The 17467-nt window shown below is 56.0% G+C and carries 13 protein-coding genes; 7 read left to right on the forward strand and 6 right to left on the reverse strand.

The genetic code is table 11. The features are described 5' to 3' along the window. Positions 1–85 precede the first annotated feature (85 nt). Entirely contained in the window at positions 86–772 is a 687-nt protein-coding gene (locus tag BST81_RS17450) for a M15 family metallopeptidase (RefSeq protein WP_075599779.1), read from the forward strand. Between the two features lie 9 nt (positions 773–781). On the opposite strand, the gene BST81_RS17455 is transcribed toward BST81_RS17450, so the two are convergent. Continuing rightward, positions 782–2770: a CHAT domain-containing tetratricopeptide repeat protein gene (locus BST81_RS17455; RefSeq protein WP_075599780.1), complete on the reverse strand. Its 1989-nt coding sequence runs from the start codon at positions 2768–2770 to the stop codon at positions 782–784. A 17-nt stretch (positions 2771–2787) separates the two neighbouring features. After that, positions 2788–5670, reverse strand: a complete 2883-nt coding sequence (locus tag BST81_RS17460) for a tetratricopeptide repeat protein (RefSeq protein ID WP_075599781.1) — start codon at positions 5668–5670, stop codon at positions 2788–2790. Positions 5671–5822: 152 nt separating this feature from the next. On the opposite strand from BST81_RS17460, the gene BST81_RS17465 reads away from it, so the two are divergent. Beyond that, complete coding sequence (locus BST81_RS17465) at positions 5823–7106, forward strand: hypothetical protein (RefSeq protein ID WP_075599782.1); 1284 nt, start codon at positions 5823–5825, stop codon at positions 7104–7106. A gap of 21 nt (positions 7107–7127) precedes the next feature. On the opposite strand, the gene BST81_RS17470 is transcribed toward BST81_RS17465, so the two are convergent. After that, positions 7128–7322: a hypothetical protein gene (locus BST81_RS17470; RefSeq protein WP_083636924.1), complete on the reverse strand. Its 195-nt coding sequence runs from the start codon at positions 7320–7322 to the stop codon at positions 7128–7130. 166 nt (positions 7323–7488) lie between these two features. After that, positions 7489–8292, reverse strand: coding sequence for a methyltransferase (locus BST81_RS17475; RefSeq protein ID WP_075599783.1), 804 nt, complete (start codon positions 8290–8292; stop codon positions 7489–7491). Positions 8293–8498: 206 nt separating this feature from the next. Between BST81_RS17475 and BST81_RS17480 the strand changes: the two genes are divergently transcribed. From BST81_RS17480 to BST81_RS17495, 4 genes are read left to right on the forward strand one after another with little or no spacing between them, the layout of a single operon-like run. Further along, positions 8499–8690, forward strand: a complete 192-nt coding sequence (locus tag BST81_RS17480; RefSeq protein WP_075599784.1) for a DUF4089 domain-containing protein — start codon at positions 8499–8501, stop codon at positions 8688–8690. Further along, on the forward strand, positions 8687–10087 hold the full coding sequence (locus BST81_RS17485; RefSeq protein WP_075599785.1) for an AtzE family amidohydrolase: 1401 nt from the start codon (positions 8687–8689) through the stop codon (positions 10085–10087). The genes BST81_RS17480 and BST81_RS17485 overlap by 4 nt, the downstream gene beginning before the upstream one ends. After that, on the forward strand, positions 10084–11256 hold the full coding sequence (locus BST81_RS17490; RefSeq protein WP_075599786.1) for an FAD-binding oxidoreductase: 1173 nt from the start codon (positions 10084–10086) through the stop codon (positions 11254–11256). Before BST81_RS17485 ends, BST81_RS17490 begins: the two co-directional genes overlap by 4 nt. Then, a complete protein-coding gene (locus tag BST81_RS17495) occupies positions 11253–14357 on the forward strand; it encodes a tetratricopeptide repeat protein (RefSeq protein ID WP_075599787.1) in 3105 nt (1034 codons plus the stop codon). The genes BST81_RS17490 and BST81_RS17495 overlap by 4 nt, the downstream gene beginning before the upstream one ends. Positions 14358–14393: 36 nt before the next feature. Here BST81_RS17495 and BST81_RS17500 read toward each other — a convergent pair whose 3' ends face one another. Next, positions 14394–15050 (reverse strand): Uma2 family endonuclease, encoded by a 657-nt coding sequence (locus BST81_RS17500; protein ID WP_075599788.1) that lies wholly within the window; start codon positions 15048–15050, stop codon positions 14394–14396. Positions 15051–15071: 21 nt separating this feature from the next. On the opposite strand from BST81_RS17500, the gene BST81_RS17505 reads away from it, so the two are divergent. Further along, positions 15072–15827: a hypothetical protein gene (locus tag BST81_RS17505; RefSeq protein WP_075599789.1), complete on the forward strand. Its 756-nt coding sequence runs from the start codon at positions 15072–15074 to the stop codon at positions 15825–15827. A gap of 287 nt (positions 15828–16114) precedes the next feature. Here BST81_RS17505 and BST81_RS17510 read toward each other — a convergent pair whose 3' ends face one another. Then, positions 16115–17443, reverse strand: a complete 1329-nt coding sequence (locus tag BST81_RS17510) for a hemolysin family protein (protein WP_075599790.1) — start codon at positions 17441–17443, stop codon at positions 16115–16117. Between the last annotated feature and the right edge of the window lie 24 nt (positions 17444–17467).

The raw sequence follows: 17467 nt of genomic DNA on the forward strand, positions 1-17467 counted from the left end.
TCACTCCAGGGGTTCCAGGCTGAAGAGTCAGCAAACAACTGAATGATTCTATTCTGCACCCAGTTCGATCGTATTGTCGCATGCCATGAAGCCCTATCAGAAAGTCCCCATTTCAGAATGCCAGGAGCCCTTACTGCCCATTCCGCTGCATCGATTTGCCGTGGAGACTCCCCACCCCTATGAGAAGTTGGGAGCTCCCTATGGGGGCAAGTCGCCTTATTTTCTGCGTCAGGGGGTGTTAGCCAGCCTGATAGCAGCTCAGCAACTCCTTCAGGAGCAATATCCCGGCTGGCAGATTCAGATTTTTGATGCCTATCGTCCGATCGCCGTGCAACAGTTCATGGTCGAGCAGGCTCTGGCGGAACTGGCCCACACCCGTGGCCTGGTGGCAGCGACGTTGAGCCAACCCGATCGACAGGTGCTCCTGCAAGAGGTCTACCAGTTCTGGGCGCTGCCCAGTCAGGATCCGGCCACGCCACCGCCCCACAGCACCGGAGCCGCCCTGGATATCACCCTGGTGGATGCCACTGGCGCGATCGTGACGATGGGCTCCCCGATCGATGAGATCTCTCCTCGATCCCTCCCCAACCATTTTGCCGAGAGTTCAGACCTGGCGGGCCAGACCTACCATCAGCACCGTCAGATTCTGCGATCGGTGATGGAGTCAATCGGGTTTCGGCAACACCCCAACGAGTGGTGGCATTTTTCCCTGGGAGACCAGATGTGGGCCTGGCTGAGCCAGCAGCCCGTAGCCCGTTACGGCAGTTGCTAACGGCGGGGATTACTCTGCCTCTCCGATCAGGGTGAACGCGGCCCAGGCTTTTGGGTCGGGATATTCTTTCATCGTCGCCAGCATGGCCTGCCGCAGGGCTCTGGCCTTATCTGGCCGTTGCTTCAGGTTCTGATAGAAATGGGTCATCAGGGTGGCCGTTGGTGCGTCTGGAACTGCCCAGAGGGAAACGACGACACTGGGTACTCCTGCCCCAATCAGCGATCGGGCCAGACCCACCACCCCATCTCCCGTGACCCGTCCCCGTCCAGTATTACAGGCACTTAACACCACCAGGTCTGCCTGCAACCGCATCTGCAGGAGCGCTTTGGCACTCAGAAAGCCATTATCTTGGCCGGAGGGAGCCAGGGCTATCAGGCCTGGCATATCGACCTGGACGACTTTCTCCCGGGCCAGGGCGGACTCTGCGGCCACCCCACCCACCCGCACATTCGGACCCACGATCACCGCTCCCGGTGTGACGAAGACCCGACTTTGACGGGCCGTGCGCCCATTGGGATCGACGGGCAGGCCAAACTCAGTCAGATTGGGGTCCAGATCCAGGAGCCCATGGGTGGCCAGATGGATGACCCGACTTTTGCCGATCAGCTCCAGAATGCGGGCCTTGGTGGCCTGACTGCCGAGGATGGGGGTTGTCCCCAGCAGGGCCGCGATCGCCCGGGCTTCCTGTTCCGAACCGGGGAGACTGGCCAGGGGCCGGGGTGGAATACCAGGTTCGGAGGCGAAGCTGGGCATGGTGGGATTGCCCACCACCAGAGCTGGGGTCAGGGATCTCGGAGATCGCCGCTGTTGGTGGGTCAGGGCCAGAAGCTGAATCGAGGGAGTGGTCAAAATGGTGTGTTGCTCAATCAGGTACTGGCTTTTCTGGTCTTGCAGGCTGGCAAAGGACACCAGAAACAGCGGTCCTTGCGGGATGAAGGTGATGCGAGCTTCTGGCTGCGTCGGCAACAGGTCGGCGATCGGCTGAATCAGGAGCTGGTGCAGTTTCTGCAATTTGGGATGGGTGCGATCGACGGCTGTGGCCACCCGAATCGTCTCCAGATTTTCCTGAAACACCAGCCCTCGACTGGGAATGCCCAGGGCACTGCGGCTATCCCGCACCAGGTTGACCAGCCCGGAAGTCTGGTTCAGCTCATTCAGACCCTGGCGCAGGGGTTTCAGGTCTACCCGACGAAAGGTGACTTCCCCGGTGGGGCGGATGACCCAGATGTACAGGTCTGTTTCCGTCTCTGGCTCGTCCCCCAGCACCCGCACCTCATCCCCCACGATCGCATATTCGACCAGGGTGCTGTTTTGGGTACGGGCAATGTGCCGGATCTGTTGCAGGGTGGGTGGGATGGTGGGGCGAGTTGTGGCACTGCGTTGAGCCAACAACTCAACTAGCGCTCTGGCCCGACTCCATTCCGATAGCTCCAGGGCGGCATCCGTCTGGTTGCGAGCCACCAGCACCTTTAACAGCAGGCGATAGGTATAGGCCTGTTGCTCAAACAGGGTGATCTGGTTGGTGTCCACGTTATCCAGCGATCGCACTGATTCCCAAGCGGCGATCGCCCGCCGCAGGGTCTGCTCTGCTTCCAGGAGCTGACCAGCCTGGAAGTAGGCTAGTCCAAGATTGCTCAGGATGGTTCCCTGCTGGGCCGCATTTCTGGCTGGTCCCAGTTGCTTGAACAGTTGGATCGCTGAGGCATAATTTCCCAGGAGGAGATAAGCCCGGGCCAGCCCATACTGAGCTTCAGAAACCTTATCTGCCTGATTGCGGTCCTGATAGAGTTGCAGAGCCCGCTCGTAGGATTGGGCTGCCCCCTTAAAATCGCGCTGGTTGAGCTGGTCAAACCCCTGGTCCAACAACGGATCTGGGTTCTCGGTTTGGGCTAGGGGGAGGCCGATCGGGGCTGGGGAGAGGGGCTGACGGGCGATCGTGCCAGGGGCGATCGTCAGCACGAGCAGGGTGCTCAGGGCCAGGCGTTTTAGGTGTCCCATGGGAATATTCATTCAGGTTATTCGGCTTCGCCAATTAATATAAACGCCGCCCAGGCCCTTGGATCGGGAAATTGCTTCTGGGTCTCTAGCATTGCCTGGCGCAGGGCCTGGGCCTTGTCTGAGTGGCGCAGGAATTGCCGGTAGAACTCGGTCATCAACAGGGCAGTGGGCTGATCGGGGACCTGCCAGAGGGAGACGACGACGCTGGGGGCTCCTGCCGAAATCAAGGCCCGGGAGAGGCCAATTACCCCGTCGCCTGTAATTCTTCCCCGTCCTGTATCGCAGGCACTCAAGACCACGAGTTCTGCTTGGAGTTGCAGGTTCAAGATTTCATTGGCGGTCAGCAGGCCATCGTCTGGGGCCGTAACATCCAGAGTAGACCGACCTGCAGCAGGGGCCAACGCGATCGCCCCAGGTACCCCCTGCCCAATCAGCACGTCCAGCAACCCATGGGTGGCCAGATGGACGATGCGGGCCTGGGGCATCTGTTTTACGATCGCCCGTTCAGTTGCCTGGTTGCCGATGATGGCCCTGGTCTTGAACAGGGCTGAGATCGTCTGGGCCTCCCGCTCTGCCCCTGGTAAACTCGCTAACTGTTTAGCGGGACTCCCCGGTTCAAAAGCAACCCTGGGCATGGTCGGGTTGCCCACGATTAGCACTCCTTCTGATGAGTTGGCCCTCCTGAACCGTTGCCGTTGCTGCCGGGTCAGAGCTAGCACCTGAATGGAAGGGGCTATCAGAACCGTGTGGTGTTCGATCAGGTACTTGCCGTTTTGATCCTGCAGTGCGCTAAAGGGAGCCAGAAACAGGGGACCCTGGGGAATAAACGTGACCCGATCGGTCGGATTTTTGGGCAGCAGGTCCGCGATCGGCTGAATCAGGATCTGATGCAATTGTCGCAGACTTTCCTCCGTTCTGCGGCTGTTTTGGGTTTCAGCATTGGCTTGGGCCAGAATGGCGGCATTTTCCTGAAAAGCAATCCCCCGGGTGCCCGCTCCGATTGCCTGTCGGGTTCCCGTCACGAACTCTTCCAGAACAGAAAACCCAATCTGAGGTTGAGGATTGGGTTGGGCGTAGGGCCGCAGATCGACCTGGCGGAAGTGAATCTGCCCGGAAGGCTGGATGACCCAGATAAGGAGATCAGCTTCCCGGGCTGTCACCCTGCCAGCGACCTCGATATCCTCATAGGTGAGGGCGTATTGCACCAGAGTGGATTGCTGATCGCGGGCAATCTGCTGGATTTGGGCAATCTTGATCGGCGGTACGGCAAGACTGCGATCGTTGCGATCGGACAACCGTTGGGATAACAGTTCCACAAAGGCTCGCGATCGCCCCCGCTCCGCCACTTCTAGGGCCGCATCAGTTTTCTTCTCTGCAGTCAACACCCGGAGTAAAAGCCGGTAGGTGCGAGCCTGTTGTTCAAAAATCGAGATTTTGTTGGCATCATTGCTGCCTAATCCAGACCGAATTGACTCCAGAGCTTGCAGGGCCTGGAGGAGGGTCTGCTCTGCCTGGGCCAGATTGCCCATCAGAAAATAGGAGTTTCCCAGATTGTTCAGGATGAGAGCTTCTCCTGGCAAGTCTTTTAGGCTGCGGGCGATCACGAGAGCCTGTTGCTGATAAACGATCGCTTCAGGATAATTTTTTTGAATGTTCAAAAGAGTTCCCAGGTTCACCAGGGCCGTTTCCTCCCCAGCCCGATCGCCGAGCTGCCGACTTAAATTCAGGGCCTGCTGATAGGCGGTTAGAGCTTGGGTAGGCTCTCCCTGGGCTTGATAAGCATTGCCCAGGTTATTGTAGGCTGCTCCCTCCCCGGCCCGATCACCCAGGTTTTGAGCAATGGCCAGGCGCTGCAGATGAAGTTCGATCGCTTTGGCATAATTGCCCAAGACCGCATAAAGATTTCCCAGATTGCCCAGGGCCTGACCTTCCCGCAGGCGATCACCTGTCTGCCTGGCCAAAGTCAGACTCTGGGTTTGGTACTGGATGGCCTGCGGGTAATTCCCAATGTCCAGATAGAGGGTTCCTAAATTGCCGAGAGCTTTGCCTTCCCCGGCCCGATCGCCAATTTTGCGGGAGATCGTCAGGCTTTGTTCCAGGTAAGCAATAGCCTGTCCATAATCTCCCAGCGCTTTGTAGTCATTGCCCAGGTTGTTGAGAACAGAGCTCTGTTCGTACAGATTCTGCATTGCCTGAGCAACGGCCAGATGCTGTTTGTGGTAAGCAATTGCCTGAGGGTAATTGCCCATACTGTAATAGACCAACCCAATATTTCCAAGGGTGCTGGCTTCTGTCCGTTTGTCTTGCAGAACTCGCAACAGAGTTAGACTTTGCTGGTAGGCTTCCAGGGCGCGAGGGTAATCCCCCTGGTTCAGGTAAACATTGCCAATGTTGCCAATCACTGCTGCTTCCCCGGCCCGGTCCTTGAGGGCCTGATAGAGGGCCAGACTTTGCTGGGCGTAGTCTAAGGCTTGCTGCAAATTTCCCTGGGATTCGGCCACATTGCCTAGATTCTGTAACACCGAGGCTTCTCCTTGCCGATCTTGCTGGGTGCGGGCCAGGGTCAGACTTTGCTGGTAGTAATCCAGGGCTTGGGAAATCTCCCCCGTGACATAGAACACGTTCCCGATATTGCGTAGGGCTTTGACTTCCCCACGTCGATCCCCCGCCTGACGATATAGAATCAGCGCTTGCTGAAAAGCCTGTAATGCGGTTGGAAACTGACCCAGTTTGAACTGGGTTCTGCCAGCTTCCAGGGTCTGATCAGCCGCTTGAGACCCGACTTGGCCCTGGGCTAAACTAGGGAGAACGATCGTCAGCGGCAATATGGGGGGAAGCAGGAAGCCAGTAGTGGTGACGACCGCAATGCATTGGGCCAGACTCTTGCTAACAGAAACCATCGGTTTTCATCCCCAGGACAATCATATTTTTATTTTTCGTTGAAGAGTACTTCATTAACAGAAACAAGCCTGCCGGTGCCCTTAATCTCTGCATAATGTCCAGACGGTAGGTTAAAACCATCCCCGCCTAACTCCTTCGTGGTGACTCTGCCATGCTTAACTTCACGCAGCTCACACCAGACTCCTCAATTGGAGATCTGCCTGCCTACAAAGTGCATCTGGATATTGAAACTCTGGGTCGGGAACTTTCGGATCTCTTTGAGCAGCAGCCCATTTTACCTGGCATCGTCATCATTGAAGGGAACCGGATGGTGGGGTTGATCTCCCGACGTAAATTTCTGGAACGGATGAGCCAACCCTACAGCCTGGAACTCTATCTTAAACGGCCAGTCCGGGCTTTGTTGGAGGTGATGAAACATGAGCCAACGCGGTTACCAGGGGACTGTAAGATCGAGCAGGCAGCTCAGATTGCCCTGACTCGACCCGCTGAGACGGTTTACGAACCGATCGTGGTCGTGGGTCGGGATAAAAAATTGCGGGTTGTGGATGTCCCGGTGCTTCTCCTGGCTCAGAATCACATCATGAGCCAGATCAACCGCATGATTCAACAACAAAAGGATGAACTGGATCGCTGCTTGCACCAGGTGCAGCAGGAGCAGGCTAGGGCTCAGGAGTATGCGCACCTGCTGGAGATCAAGCAGGCAGAGAGTCAAGAGCGCAATCGCTTGCTGGAATCTCAACAGAGTGAGTTGATCAATCAGGCTCAGCAAATTAGTGATTTGAATCAACGCTTTATTAAGATTGGTCAACTCCTCTCTCTTGAGGGTAAGAAAGCGTTTCAGGCCACCTTTGAAGGGGTAGAAGCCATTTGCCAGAACACCGATCACATTATCAGTACGGGCAAATCCCTGGCCAGAGAACTGGAAACCGTCCAGGAAGCCTCCCGGTTGATTGAAAAGGTGAGCAAGCAGGCCCGCTATCTGGCTGTTCAAGCGGCGGTGATTGCCAATCAAACCGGGGGACAGTTTGAAGGATTCAGCCGGGTCACCAATGACATCAGCCAGTTGGTCAGCCAGACTTTTGAAGCAGCCCGCCAAACCAATGAAACCGTAACTCAGTTTCGGTTTCTCATCAGTGAGTTAACGAAGTTTGCTCAGCAAGGAGCCGGTACAGCCCAATCTCTGATTGAAAAAACCGCTCAAGCAGAGATCGCCCTGCTGGAACTGGAACAACTGGTGTCCCATCAACAGGTCCAGAAGGTGTCTGAGTTTGAGGTCATCCTCTCCAACAGCGCAGTTCAAACTCTGGTGCAGAAAATCCAGAGTGCGGGTGCTGCCATCAAAGAACTTGAGGAAATGGCCAAACTGAGGGATGTCCAGCAGTTGATTCAGAAAGTGGATCAGCCCCTCAAATATGGTCGCAGGCCAATTAGTTGAGGGTCATTAGTCCTTTGTTATTTAATCGGTATACCCGACACAGTTGACCGTGCCATTCAGCAGGACATCAATCAGCTTGCTGAGGGCTTCCATGTCCACGGTATCGAACTCTTTGCTCCAGAGGAGATGGTTGATTTCGTTTTCGACAGAGGGGGTCAAAGTTTTCGCTGAAATCACTTGCTCTACGATCGTTTTGAGTCTCATATTGTCTTCCATCGCACTTCAAAAAGGATAGTTACTCATCTCTGATATCTGTACTCTCTCTCTTTTTCCTGGCTGATTCTGTGATGACCCGGCCAGCTCCCCGTGACTTTATCAACGTCAGGGTGTGATTTCTCTCACATCTATCCCTGGACCCCCTTCTGCGCCTGAGATTCTGGCATTATGGAAGTGCTGCTTTCTGGCCCCAGGCGGAAACCATCGTGTAGTCCAACATCCAGGTTCCGGGATCTTGGGTGCCTTGTAGAAAGAGGTCAAGGTCTGCTTCCGAGACGATCCCTGTGTCTGATAGGGGTTGTTGCAGGTGTGCCACGGCCATTTGCCAGATCTGCGATCGAGGGGATGCTCCAGGGAACAGAGCAATGTTCGAATGGGTATCAATATCCTGTAAGCCCAGTTCCTGCAACAGGAGAGGCAATTGGCGTCCCAGGGCCGGATTGATCTGCAAAGAGGCATAGAACTGGCGAGTGGCCTCAAAAACCCGGTTGATGACCCGGGCGGTTTCTCCCTCCGTGAGGGCTGCAATGTTGGTGGTGAAATCGGGGTCTTCCAGCAGCAGCCAACCGCCGGGTTTCAGGGCATGGACCAGATGGGCCAGCGCCTGTTGCCGATCGACAATATGGAGCAGGACGCAGCGGGCATGAATCAGATCGTAACGATTCGCCTCTACTGCTGTTTTAGCAATGTCCTGGGTGCGGATCTCCAGATTGGGCCGCTGTTCTTGGGCAATGAACCGGGGATCCAGATCCAGGGCTACGACCCGGCCCGACTCGCCAACTCGATCGCAGAGCCAACGCAGGATTGATCCGGCCCCAGCTCCCACCTCTAGACAGGTCCAACCGCTGGTGACCCCCAGTTTTTCTAGCAGGCTGGTGGTCACTGGATCAAACACTTCCTGAACCCACTTCAGTCGCTGCCATTCGGTGTCCTGTTTGGTATCAGCAAATACATAATCGGATTGAGTCATGGGTCTATTTTGCTGGAGGGAACTGAGGATGAAACAAACCGGGTACAATTTCGCTCAGATTCTAATACTACTTTGCTGGGAAAGTGCCACAGATGGCTGTAGGAGTTCGTTCCTGCAAGTGCCAGATGAAGGGTAGGCAACCTCAAAGCAGTATCACCCTTATGACGTGACGATTTCCATCCCCCGATGAGGTGATGACTGGAGCTATGACCAAAGAAAAGCCTGATGCTGTTGCCGATTATGTCGATCGCACTGCGGCACTGATGGATCTACCCCTGCAACCGGAGCATCGTCCCGGTGTGATCGCTAATTTGACTCGCATTACTGAGATCGCCCGACTGGTGACCGAGTTTCCCCTGTCAGAAGACATTGAAATCGCTCCCATCTTCAAACCATGACTCAAAACCATGCAGACGCGACGAGCATTGCTGCTTCCGTACAGGGTCGGGAAGTCACAGCCAGGGAAGTGGTGGCCGCTGCTCTGGCCCGCATTGCAGCTCAGAATCAGGTTCTCAATTGTTTTACCACGGTGATGGCTGCAGCGGCCCTGGTGGATGCCGATCACCTGGATGCGGCGATCGCGGCTGGAACCGCTCCTGGCCCTCTGGCGGGGGTGCCTTTTGCGGTCAAAGATTTATTCGACATTACCGGGATTCCCACCCTGGCTGGCTCCAAAATCAATGCCGAAAAACCTCCAGCAACGCAAGATGGGCGGGCTGTTGCGCTGCTGAAGCAGGCGGGAGCTATCCTGGTGGGAGCCCTGACCATGGATGAATACGCCTATGGATTTACGACAGAAAATGCCCACTATGGGGTCACCCGCAATCCCCATGATCTGAATCACGTGGCGGGGGGGTCATCTGGCGGTTCGGCAGCGGCGGTGGCGGGGGGACTGGTGCCTTTCAGCCTGGGGTCGGATACCAATGGTTCGATCCGCGTGCCCTCTTCCTTCTGTGGTTTATTCGGTCTCAAACCCACCTATGGTCGGTTGTCGCGGGCAGGCACCTATCCTTTTGTGGGAAGCCTGGACCATATTGGTCCTTTTGCCCGATCGGTGCGGGATCTAGCCCTGGTGTTTGACCTCTTGCAGGGGCCTGATCTGAATGACCCGGCCTGTACCGATCGGCCCCCGGAACCCTGCCTGCCCCACCTGAACCAGGGCATTGAGGGACTGCGGATCGCTATTGCGGACGGGTATTTTGCCAGAGGCGCTGACCCAGAGGTGTTTGCCGCTGTCGAGCAGGTGGCTCAGGCTTTGGGGGTGACCCGCCGGGTGACGTTGCCCGAAGCCGAGCGAGCCCGGGCGGCGGCTTTTGTGATCACGGCTGTTGAAGGGGCCAATCTGCATCTGGCTGATTTGAAAACCCGCCCGCAGGATTTTGACCCGGCCACCCGCGATCGGCTGCTGGCTGGAGCCCTGATTCCAGCCAGTTGGTATGTGCAGGCGCAGCGATTCCGGCATTGGTACCGCGATCGGGTGCGTCAGGTGTTTCAGGAGGTGGATATCATTCTGGCCCCCACGACCCCCTGTGCTGCTCCTCTGATCGGCCAGAAAACGATGGTACTGGATGGGGTGGAAATGCTGACCCGGCCCAACATTGGTCTGTTTACCCAGCCCCTCTCCTGTATTGGCCTGCCGATCTTGAATGTGCCGGTGCAACGGCCTGGGGCTTTGCCCCTGGGGGTGCAAGTGATCGCTGCTCCCTATCACGAAGCCCTGGTGCTGCGGATGGGGGCTTTCCTGGAGGCTCAGGGAATTGTTTCGGCACCGATCGCTCAACTTGGGACCCCATGAAAACTTTTGATTGGATTGTCATTGGTGCCGGGATTACTGGTGCGGCGCTGGCCTACGAACTGGTCCGGCAGGGGTTCTCGGTGCTTGTGCTGGAGCAGCATGCTACTCTGGCTGGGGCTACCCGCTTTGGTTACGGGGGGATTGCCTGCTGGGCTGGAACGACAGACCTGACCCGGCAACTCTGTCGTGAAAGCCGAGCTCGCTACCCAACCCTCTCTGCTGAACTGGAGACGGATATTCAGTATCGGGAACTGGATTTGCTGCTGACTCTGCCTCCCGATGCTGTTCCGGAGCAGGTCGCGGCTACCTATACTACTTGCGAGGTGCCGCCTCAATTACTGACTGTGGCTGCTGCCTGTGACCGGGAGCCCCTACTCAATCCTGCTGCGATCGGAGGGGCTCTGCTGGCCCACCACGGCCACATCCACTCTCTAGCAGCTGTGCAGGGCTACTGTCAGCAACTGACCCACAGGGGGGGGACGTACCAGATCGAGACTGTTCTGGACCTCGTGCGGCAGGGCGATCGAATTCTGGGCGTCCGGACCGCAACAGCGACCTATGGTGCCGAGAATGTGGTGGTCTGTGCTGGGGGAATCAGTCGCGCCTTATTGAAGCAGGCTGGTATTCCAGTGCGGATTTACTTCACCCATGCCGAGGTGATTGAGACCCCTCCGGTTAACTTGCGCTTGCAGACCATGCTCATGCCTGCTCAGACCGATCGCTATCGCCTGGAGGGGGCAGCCACCCGTCCCGAACTGGATACCCTTTGGGATCAGCCTGGGCAAGAACCGGTGCCGCCGATTCTGGATGTGGGTATCATTCAATTCCTGGACGGTAGTCTGCGGATTGGGCAGATCAGTCGGGTGCTGACCGATCCCTACGCCCAGCCGAACCCGGTGCAGAGTGAGGCCGAGATGCGGCTTGGGATTGGGACATTACTCCCAGCCCTCCAGGATCTACCAGGGACCTGGCATCATTGTCTGGTGGCCTTCAGCCACGATCGGCTGCCCCTGATTGGACCCCTCCCTGGCCTGGATGGGATTCACCTGTTCTCTGGCTTCAGTAATCCTCTGGCGATCGTTCCACCTCTGGCCCAGCGATTTGCCCAATGGGCGAACGATCGATCCGATCCCCTGATTCCGCAGCTTTCCCCGGCCCGGTTGCTATGAATGACCAGCAATTCATTCGCCATCTCCCTGATTTCTATTGGGATTGGGGCCAGGAGTCGGTACGACCCCGGGACGATCGCTTTGCCCAGATGTTGGCTCAGGTCGAAAGTTCACTGTCTGCCAGTACCCTGCAGTTGCTGAATGTAGCGGTGACCTGCTTAGAAGCGGAAGAGGTGTACTGTGAGGTGGGGTCTGCCCAGGGGGCTAGTTTGATCGCAGCCCTGCTGGATCATCCGGACACCTTGGCCTTGGCCGTTGATGATTTCTCAGATGGGGATCCTTTTGGCACCAATGCCATCCAACTGATGCACCATTTAGAAACGGCAGCCCTGACCGAACAAGTCCTCTTTTTTCAGCAGGATTTTGCAGCTTTTTTCTATGATCTGGCCCAGGAAGAATTCCCACCGAAAATTGGTCTTTACTTTTATGATGGAGCCCATGATTATCGCTCCCAGTTAATGAGTTGGCTGCTGGTCCGCCCCTTTCTGGCCGATCGAGCCCTGCTCATTTCCCCTCACAGTAACTGGGAGGCCGTACAACAGGCCAGCCTGGACTTCATCGCAACCTATCCAGCTTGCAAAGTATGGCTGAATTTATTTACAGACCATCCCCATCACCCCAGTTTTGGCAATGGCTTGCAGATCTTAAGTTGGAATGTCCACAACCGCCAGCCCTATCCCTGGGAGATCTTGCAGGAGGCCCGTCACCCGATTTTGATTGAGGCGATTCAGGGCTTGCAGGCTCCGCGAAAACAGGAAATCGTTGCGCCTTTAATCACGGCTGCGATCGTCGCCCAGGCCGAATATAATCCCCAGGCGTTGCGGGATGACGAGCGCAATCCAGGCACCGTGGCCTGGCTGCAAAAACCCCTGCTCCGGGCGGCCCGAGCCTATCGGCAGGCCCTGAATTGGGCACCTTCCAGGGCCGATCTCTGGCATCACCTGGGTACGGTGTATATTGAACTGGAAGCCTATCCCCAGGCGATTGAGATGTTGCAGAAAGCGCTGGAGCTGGAGCCCCATCAGGCGGTTCGCCATTATAATCTCGGCTTTGTGGCTGAAAAAGCGGGCGATCGGGCGCGGGCGATGGAGGCTTATCAGAGGGCGATTCAGATCGATCCAATGTTGGCTCAGGCTTATGAGGGATGGGGCAGACTGCTGATTCAGGCTGGGGAGGATGAGCAGGCAGAGGCCATCTATCGCGACGCGATCGTCCATCTGCCGGAACAGGGTTTTGGCTATGCTGGGCTGGGGGAGATGCAATTTCGTCTGGGTCACCTGGATGCGGCGATCTCAGCCTATCAACAGGCCCTGGCGATCCATCCATCCCAATGCCAATGGTTGGAGCAATTAGGATTGGCTTTTGCGGCCCGACAAAATCCTCTCCAGGCAGCATTTTATCTGGCAGAAGCGGCCTATGGGGTGGGACAGTATCAGACGGCGATCAACCAGTATCAACGCTGGCTGACCCTGAGATCGCCGGAAACTGACGTTCCTCTTTCCCTTTATCTCAATCTGGCCAGAGCATACGAAGCCCTGCAGCAGCCGGTCGCCGCAGCCACGGTTTACCGGCAGGGATTGCAGAACTTTCCCCACCAGGACATCCTGCTGTTTTCCTTACTGACGACTCTGCAGCATAGTGGGGAGACGGCGGCGGCCCTGCAGGTGGCAACAGAGGTGGTGCAGCAGCAGCCCGATCGGTTGGACTGGGAGTTTGAGCACTGCCGAATTTTCCCAATCCTGTATGAGACACCTGCTGAGATCGAGGTCTACCGGAACCGATTCACAGTTGGACTGGCCAAGCTGACCTCTTCGATCGACTTGATTGCTCCCCCGACTCGTTCCCAGGCTCTAGCGATCGCATCCCGTCGGACTAACTTTTTTCTCCAGTATCAGGGGCAGGACGATCGAGGCTTGCAGGCCCAGTATGGTCACTACCTGCAGCAGGTAATGGCAGCCCACTATCCTGAGTGGTCCCAACCCTTACCCCGGTACCGGACCAGTGATCCCGATCGGATTCGGATTGGGTACTGCTCTGCTTTCTTTTACCAGCATACGGTGGCCAAATTGTTCCTGGGCTGGTTGAAATACCGCACTGTGCCAGAGTTTGAGGTTGTGTGCTACCACCTAGGCAACAGTACGGATCCCTTCACCCGGCAATGGCAGGCCCACAGCGATCGCTTTCACCATCTCCCTGGCGATCTGGAAGCGGTCTGTCGTCAGATCCGGGCCGACAACCTGGACATCCTGGTTTATCCTGAACTGGGCATGCATCCGATGACCCTGATGTTAGCGGGACTGCGACTAGCTCCTGTGCAGTGCATGGCCTGGGGGCATCCCATTACCTCCGGCCTGCCCACGATCGACTACTTCCTCTCCAGTGATTGGATGGAACCAGAGGCAGCCCAGTCCCATTACAGCGAAACCCTGATTCGCCTGCCCCAGGCGGGGATCGCCTATCCCCGACCCGACGTGCCGCCCCCGACCCGCACTCGGGCAGATTTTCGGCTGCGAGAGGACGCGATCGTTTATCTCTCCAACCAGTCCCTGTTCAAATATCTACCCCAGCACGATCGGCATTTCGCCGAAATTGCCTGTCAGGTGCCCCAGGCCCAATTTGCTTTCCTGGGGTATCAAATCGGCTCCCGCGTCAATGACCAGTTTTGGCAGCGGCTGCAGCGGGCTTTTGCCTGCTTAGGACTGGCTGTTGAGGATTACTGTGTGATTGTGCCCCGCTTGAGCCAGGTCGGGTTCTGGAATTTAAACCAGATCTCAGATATTTTCCTGGACACCCTGGATTGGGGCGGTGGTAACACGACCCTGGACGCGATCGCCTGTGGTTTGCCGATCGTCACCTGTCCGGGCCAGTTCCTGCGGGGACGACATGCCTCGGCCCTGCTTCGCACCCTGGGCATGACAGAAACGATCGCCTCGACCCCAGCAGCCTTTGTCCAGATTGCCGTTCGCTTGGGCCTGGATGCCAACTATCGGGCTGATATTCGGCAACGAATGCAAGGGCAGAGCGATCGTCTCTTCGACGATAGAAGCTGTCTGCCTGCCCTAGAAGCTTTTTATCGGCAGGTGGTAAAGAATCCTGGGTAGAAAGGGCATGCTCGGCATATTTTGCGGCTCTGTGGTTTATTCCCCCTGCTCCCGGACCCAGGCTTTAAACTCCCGAATGGCCTTAGTTTCACCCAGGATAAGGCGCTTTTGCAGGAATTCCAGGATGATTGCAGGCGGTAACCAGGGAAAAGTTGGACTCTGGTCCACAGGTACGTAGTCCTGATCCTGGAGAATGTAGTACTGCAACGTTTTGCCATCATACTGCCAGAGTTCTGGCACCCCCAGATTGGCATAGATGGGCAGGCGGCGGGTTGAGGGACTGGTGATATCTACCTCCAGCACCAGATCAGGGGGTGGAGCGGTCCGCAGGTCAATTTCAACGATGCTCCGAACGATCGCTTCATTCTGAATGTAGTAGCAGGAATCTGGCTCACCCCCTGCCCTGCGATCGCGGCGCTTCAGGGTCAGGGAACCCAGCTTCCGCATGTCAATGTCCAGTTCCTCCACGATTGCGCTAATTAAGCTTTCAATAAACCGATTGCTACCTTCATGACGGGACAGGGGTGCCATAATTTCTAAGGTTCCCTCCAAGTAATGAAACCGGGTGTTGCGGCAATCGCCTGCCTCCGCCAGGAGTTGTTCGAAGGTTTCCCAACTGATGTTGTGCAGCATGACCCGTTCTTCCGCAAACAGGGGAATCTCTGATGCTGGAACCAGGATTTCGGTACTCATAAGGAATGGGAGGTATGAGGAATGGGTGGATTGAAATGGCAGATTTTATTGAAGATCTTACCCCTGACGGCTCTGTTCTGTCTGGCTAAGTGGGGGGTGCATGAGATGGGTCTCGAACCTTGGTCCTTTGATGGGATGACCAGTTCCCTTTTTGGGGCGGCCATCTTTGTGATTGCCTTTGTCTTGAGTGGAACCCTGAGCGACTACCGGGATAGCGGGGATCTGCCGACGCAAATTGGCATCACGATCGCCACGATCTCGGATAGTAACCAGCTTGCCAGGGCCACCCATCCGGAGTACGATCCCAGTCCCCTGCAGCAGGAGCTGATTCAGGTGGTGAATGGGCTGTTGGACTGGCTGCACCATAAACAAGACATTGCCCCTGTCTACAATGCGATTACCGCATTAAATCAGCCTTTTGTGCGGCTGAAGCAACTGAATGACGCGCCGGGAATGAGTCGCCTCCAGACCGAGCAGTCGAAACTGCGGTTATTAGTGATGCGGATGGAGGGGGTGCGAGATACGGAGTTCCTGACGCCAGCCTATGCCCTGCTGGAGTTGTTTACGATCGGCTCTTCCCTGTCGCTGTTGCTGATTCAGGGGGAGACCTTCAGTGAAAGTCTGGCTATTTCAGGTTTCCTATTCACATCTTTTATTTACTTGCTCTACCTGATTCGGGATCTGGATAACCCCTTTCAATACAAGGGTCAATCCAGTGCGGATATCAGTCTGAGTCCCCTGGAACAGGTGCTGGATCGTCTTCGGCAGGAACCCTGATCCCCAGGGGGGACGCACGATTGTTCCGGCAGAAAAATTTTGGGCGTTGCTGAATAGAAGGATGATTTTCGTGCTTGAGCCTTATGCAGCCCTCACCCTAGCCCTCTCCCAAAGGAGAGGGAACAAGAGTTTTAGCTCCCTTCTCCTGCGGGAGAAGGGTTGGGGATGAGGGTAATTCATATTTGCATTCAGCAAAGCCAAATTTTGACGGGTCGAAGACCCGCAAAATTTAACCCTAATCAACAACCTGGATTTTGGTTGACCGTCAATCATTGATTGACTTACCACTAGTTTTGGGAGGATTCCAGGGAGTTCTTGTTGATCTGATTTCGGTGTGGCATCACCATCACCTTATCGACCCGATTGCCATCCATATCCATCACCTCAAACCGCAGGCCCTGCCACTCAAAGTAATCGGCAGAGGTGGGAATCCGGCCCAGATGCATAATCACAAACCCCCCCAGGGTGTGGTAGTTGCCCCGTTCTTCGCCGGGGATCTCTTCAATCTCCAGCACTTCTTTGAACTCATCCACGGACATCATCCCATCCAGCAACCAGGAGCCATCCTCTCGCTGAATGGCCTGGGGCTCTTCCAGGGTGCTGATGGAGGGGATATCTCCAATAATCGCCTGCAGAATGTCATCCAGGGTGACTAAACCCTGGATCACCCCGTATTCATCCACCACCAGGCCCACATGGGTACTGGCCTGTTTGAATAGCTCCAGGATTTTCAGGGCTCTGGTACTTTCGGGGATAAAGAGGGGTTGTTGTAGAGATTCCACCAGGTTGATCGACTGGTCTTCGAACATCCGCTTCAAGAGATAGTTGACATGCACGACCCCCAGAACGTTATCCAGTTCTCCCTGGCAAACGGGAAAGCGAGAATGGGCACTCTGACTGATCACCCGGCGATTGATTTCGATCGAGTCATCGACATCTAGCCAGACAATATCTGGGCGCGGGGTCATGAGAGAGCTGACCCGTCGATCGCCCAGGCGAAAGACTCGCTCTACCATGTCCTGTTCCGCTTCCTCAATCATGCCGGACTCGGTTCCCTGTTGCAGCAGGACTTTGATTTCCTCCTCTGTCACCTCTGGTTCATCGGACGGGTTGATCCCCAATAACCGCAGCACCAGATCGGTGGAACCGCTCAGGAGATGGACGAGGGGATACACGATCGTCGAGAGGGTCTGCATGGGCTGGGCAAGGGCAGTGGCAATCCTTTCTGGATTACTCATGGCCAGACGCTTTGGCACCAGTTCTCCCATAATCAGAGAGAGATAGGTAATCACCAGCACCACGATGCCAAAAGCTAGAGCATCTGCATAAGGTGCAACGGTGGGAATGGTCTTCAGGGCGATCGCGAGCCGATTGGCAAGGGTGGCTCCTCCAAAAGCACCGGCCATAATGCCAATCAGGGTGATTCCGACCTGAACAGTGGACAGAAAATGGTTGGGGGAATTGGCCAGATCCAGGGCTGTAGCGGCTTTCTTATTGCCCTTATTCGCGAGTTGTTGCAGGCGAGTCTTGCGGGATGAAACCACTGCAAGCTCAGACATGGCAAATACACCGTTAGCAATGATCAGGAGCAGAATGATGAAAATTTCAACAGCCATAGCTATAGGTTTGTGAAGTTGCCC

Source organism: Leptolyngbya sp. 'hensonii' (genome assembly GCF_001939115.1).
In the GTDB taxonomy this organism is placed as follows: domain Bacteria; phylum Cyanobacteriota; class Cyanobacteriia.

Bases quoted from the DNA above. Each gene is read 5' to 3' on its own strand.
- BST81_RS17500 (WP_075599788.1), bottom strand. From the start codon at position 15,050: ATGAGTACCGAAATCCTGGTTCCAGCATCAGAGATTCCCCTGTTTGCG.
- BST81_RS17450 (WP_075599779.1), top strand. From the start codon at position 86: ATGAAGCCCTATCAGAAAGTCCCCATTTCAGAATGCCAGGAGCCCTTA.
- BST81_RS17495 (WP_075599787.1), top strand. From the start codon at position 11,253: ATGAATGACCAGCAATTCATTCGCCATCTCCCTGATTTCTATTGGGAT.
- BST81_RS17510 (WP_075599790.1), bottom strand. From the start codon at position 17,443: ATGGCTGTTGAAATTTTCATCATTCTGCTCCTGATCATTGCTAACGGT.
- BST81_RS17470 (WP_083636924.1), bottom strand. From the start codon at position 7,322: ATGGAAGACAATATGAGACTCAAAACGATCGTAGAGCAAGTGATTTCA.
- BST81_RS17490 (WP_075599786.1), top strand. From the start codon at position 10,084: ATGAAAACTTTTGATTGGATTGTCATTGGTGCCGGGATTACTGGTGCG.
- BST81_RS17505 (WP_075599789.1), top strand. From the start codon at position 15,072: ATGGGTGGATTGAAATGGCAGATTTTATTGAAGATCTTACCCCTGACG.
- BST81_RS17465 (WP_075599782.1), top strand. From the start codon at position 5,823: ATGCTTAACTTCACGCAGCTCACACCAGACTCCTCAATTGGAGATCTG.
- BST81_RS17460 (WP_075599781.1), bottom strand. From the start codon at position 5,670: ATGGTTTCTGTTAGCAAGAGTCTGGCCCAATGCATTGCGGTCGTCACC.
- BST81_RS17455 (WP_075599780.1), bottom strand. From the start codon at position 2,770: ATGGGACACCTAAAACGCCTGGCCCTGAGCACCCTGCTCGTGCTGACG.
- BST81_RS17485 (WP_075599785.1), top strand. From the start codon at position 8,687: ATGACTCAAAACCATGCAGACGCGACGAGCATTGCTGCTTCCGTACAG.
- BST81_RS17480 (WP_075599784.1), top strand. From the start codon at position 8,499: ATGACCAAAGAAAAGCCTGATGCTGTTGCCGATTATGTCGATCGCACT.
- BST81_RS17475 (WP_075599783.1), bottom strand. From the start codon at position 8,292: ATGACTCAATCCGATTATGTATTTGCTGATACCAAACAGGACACCGAA.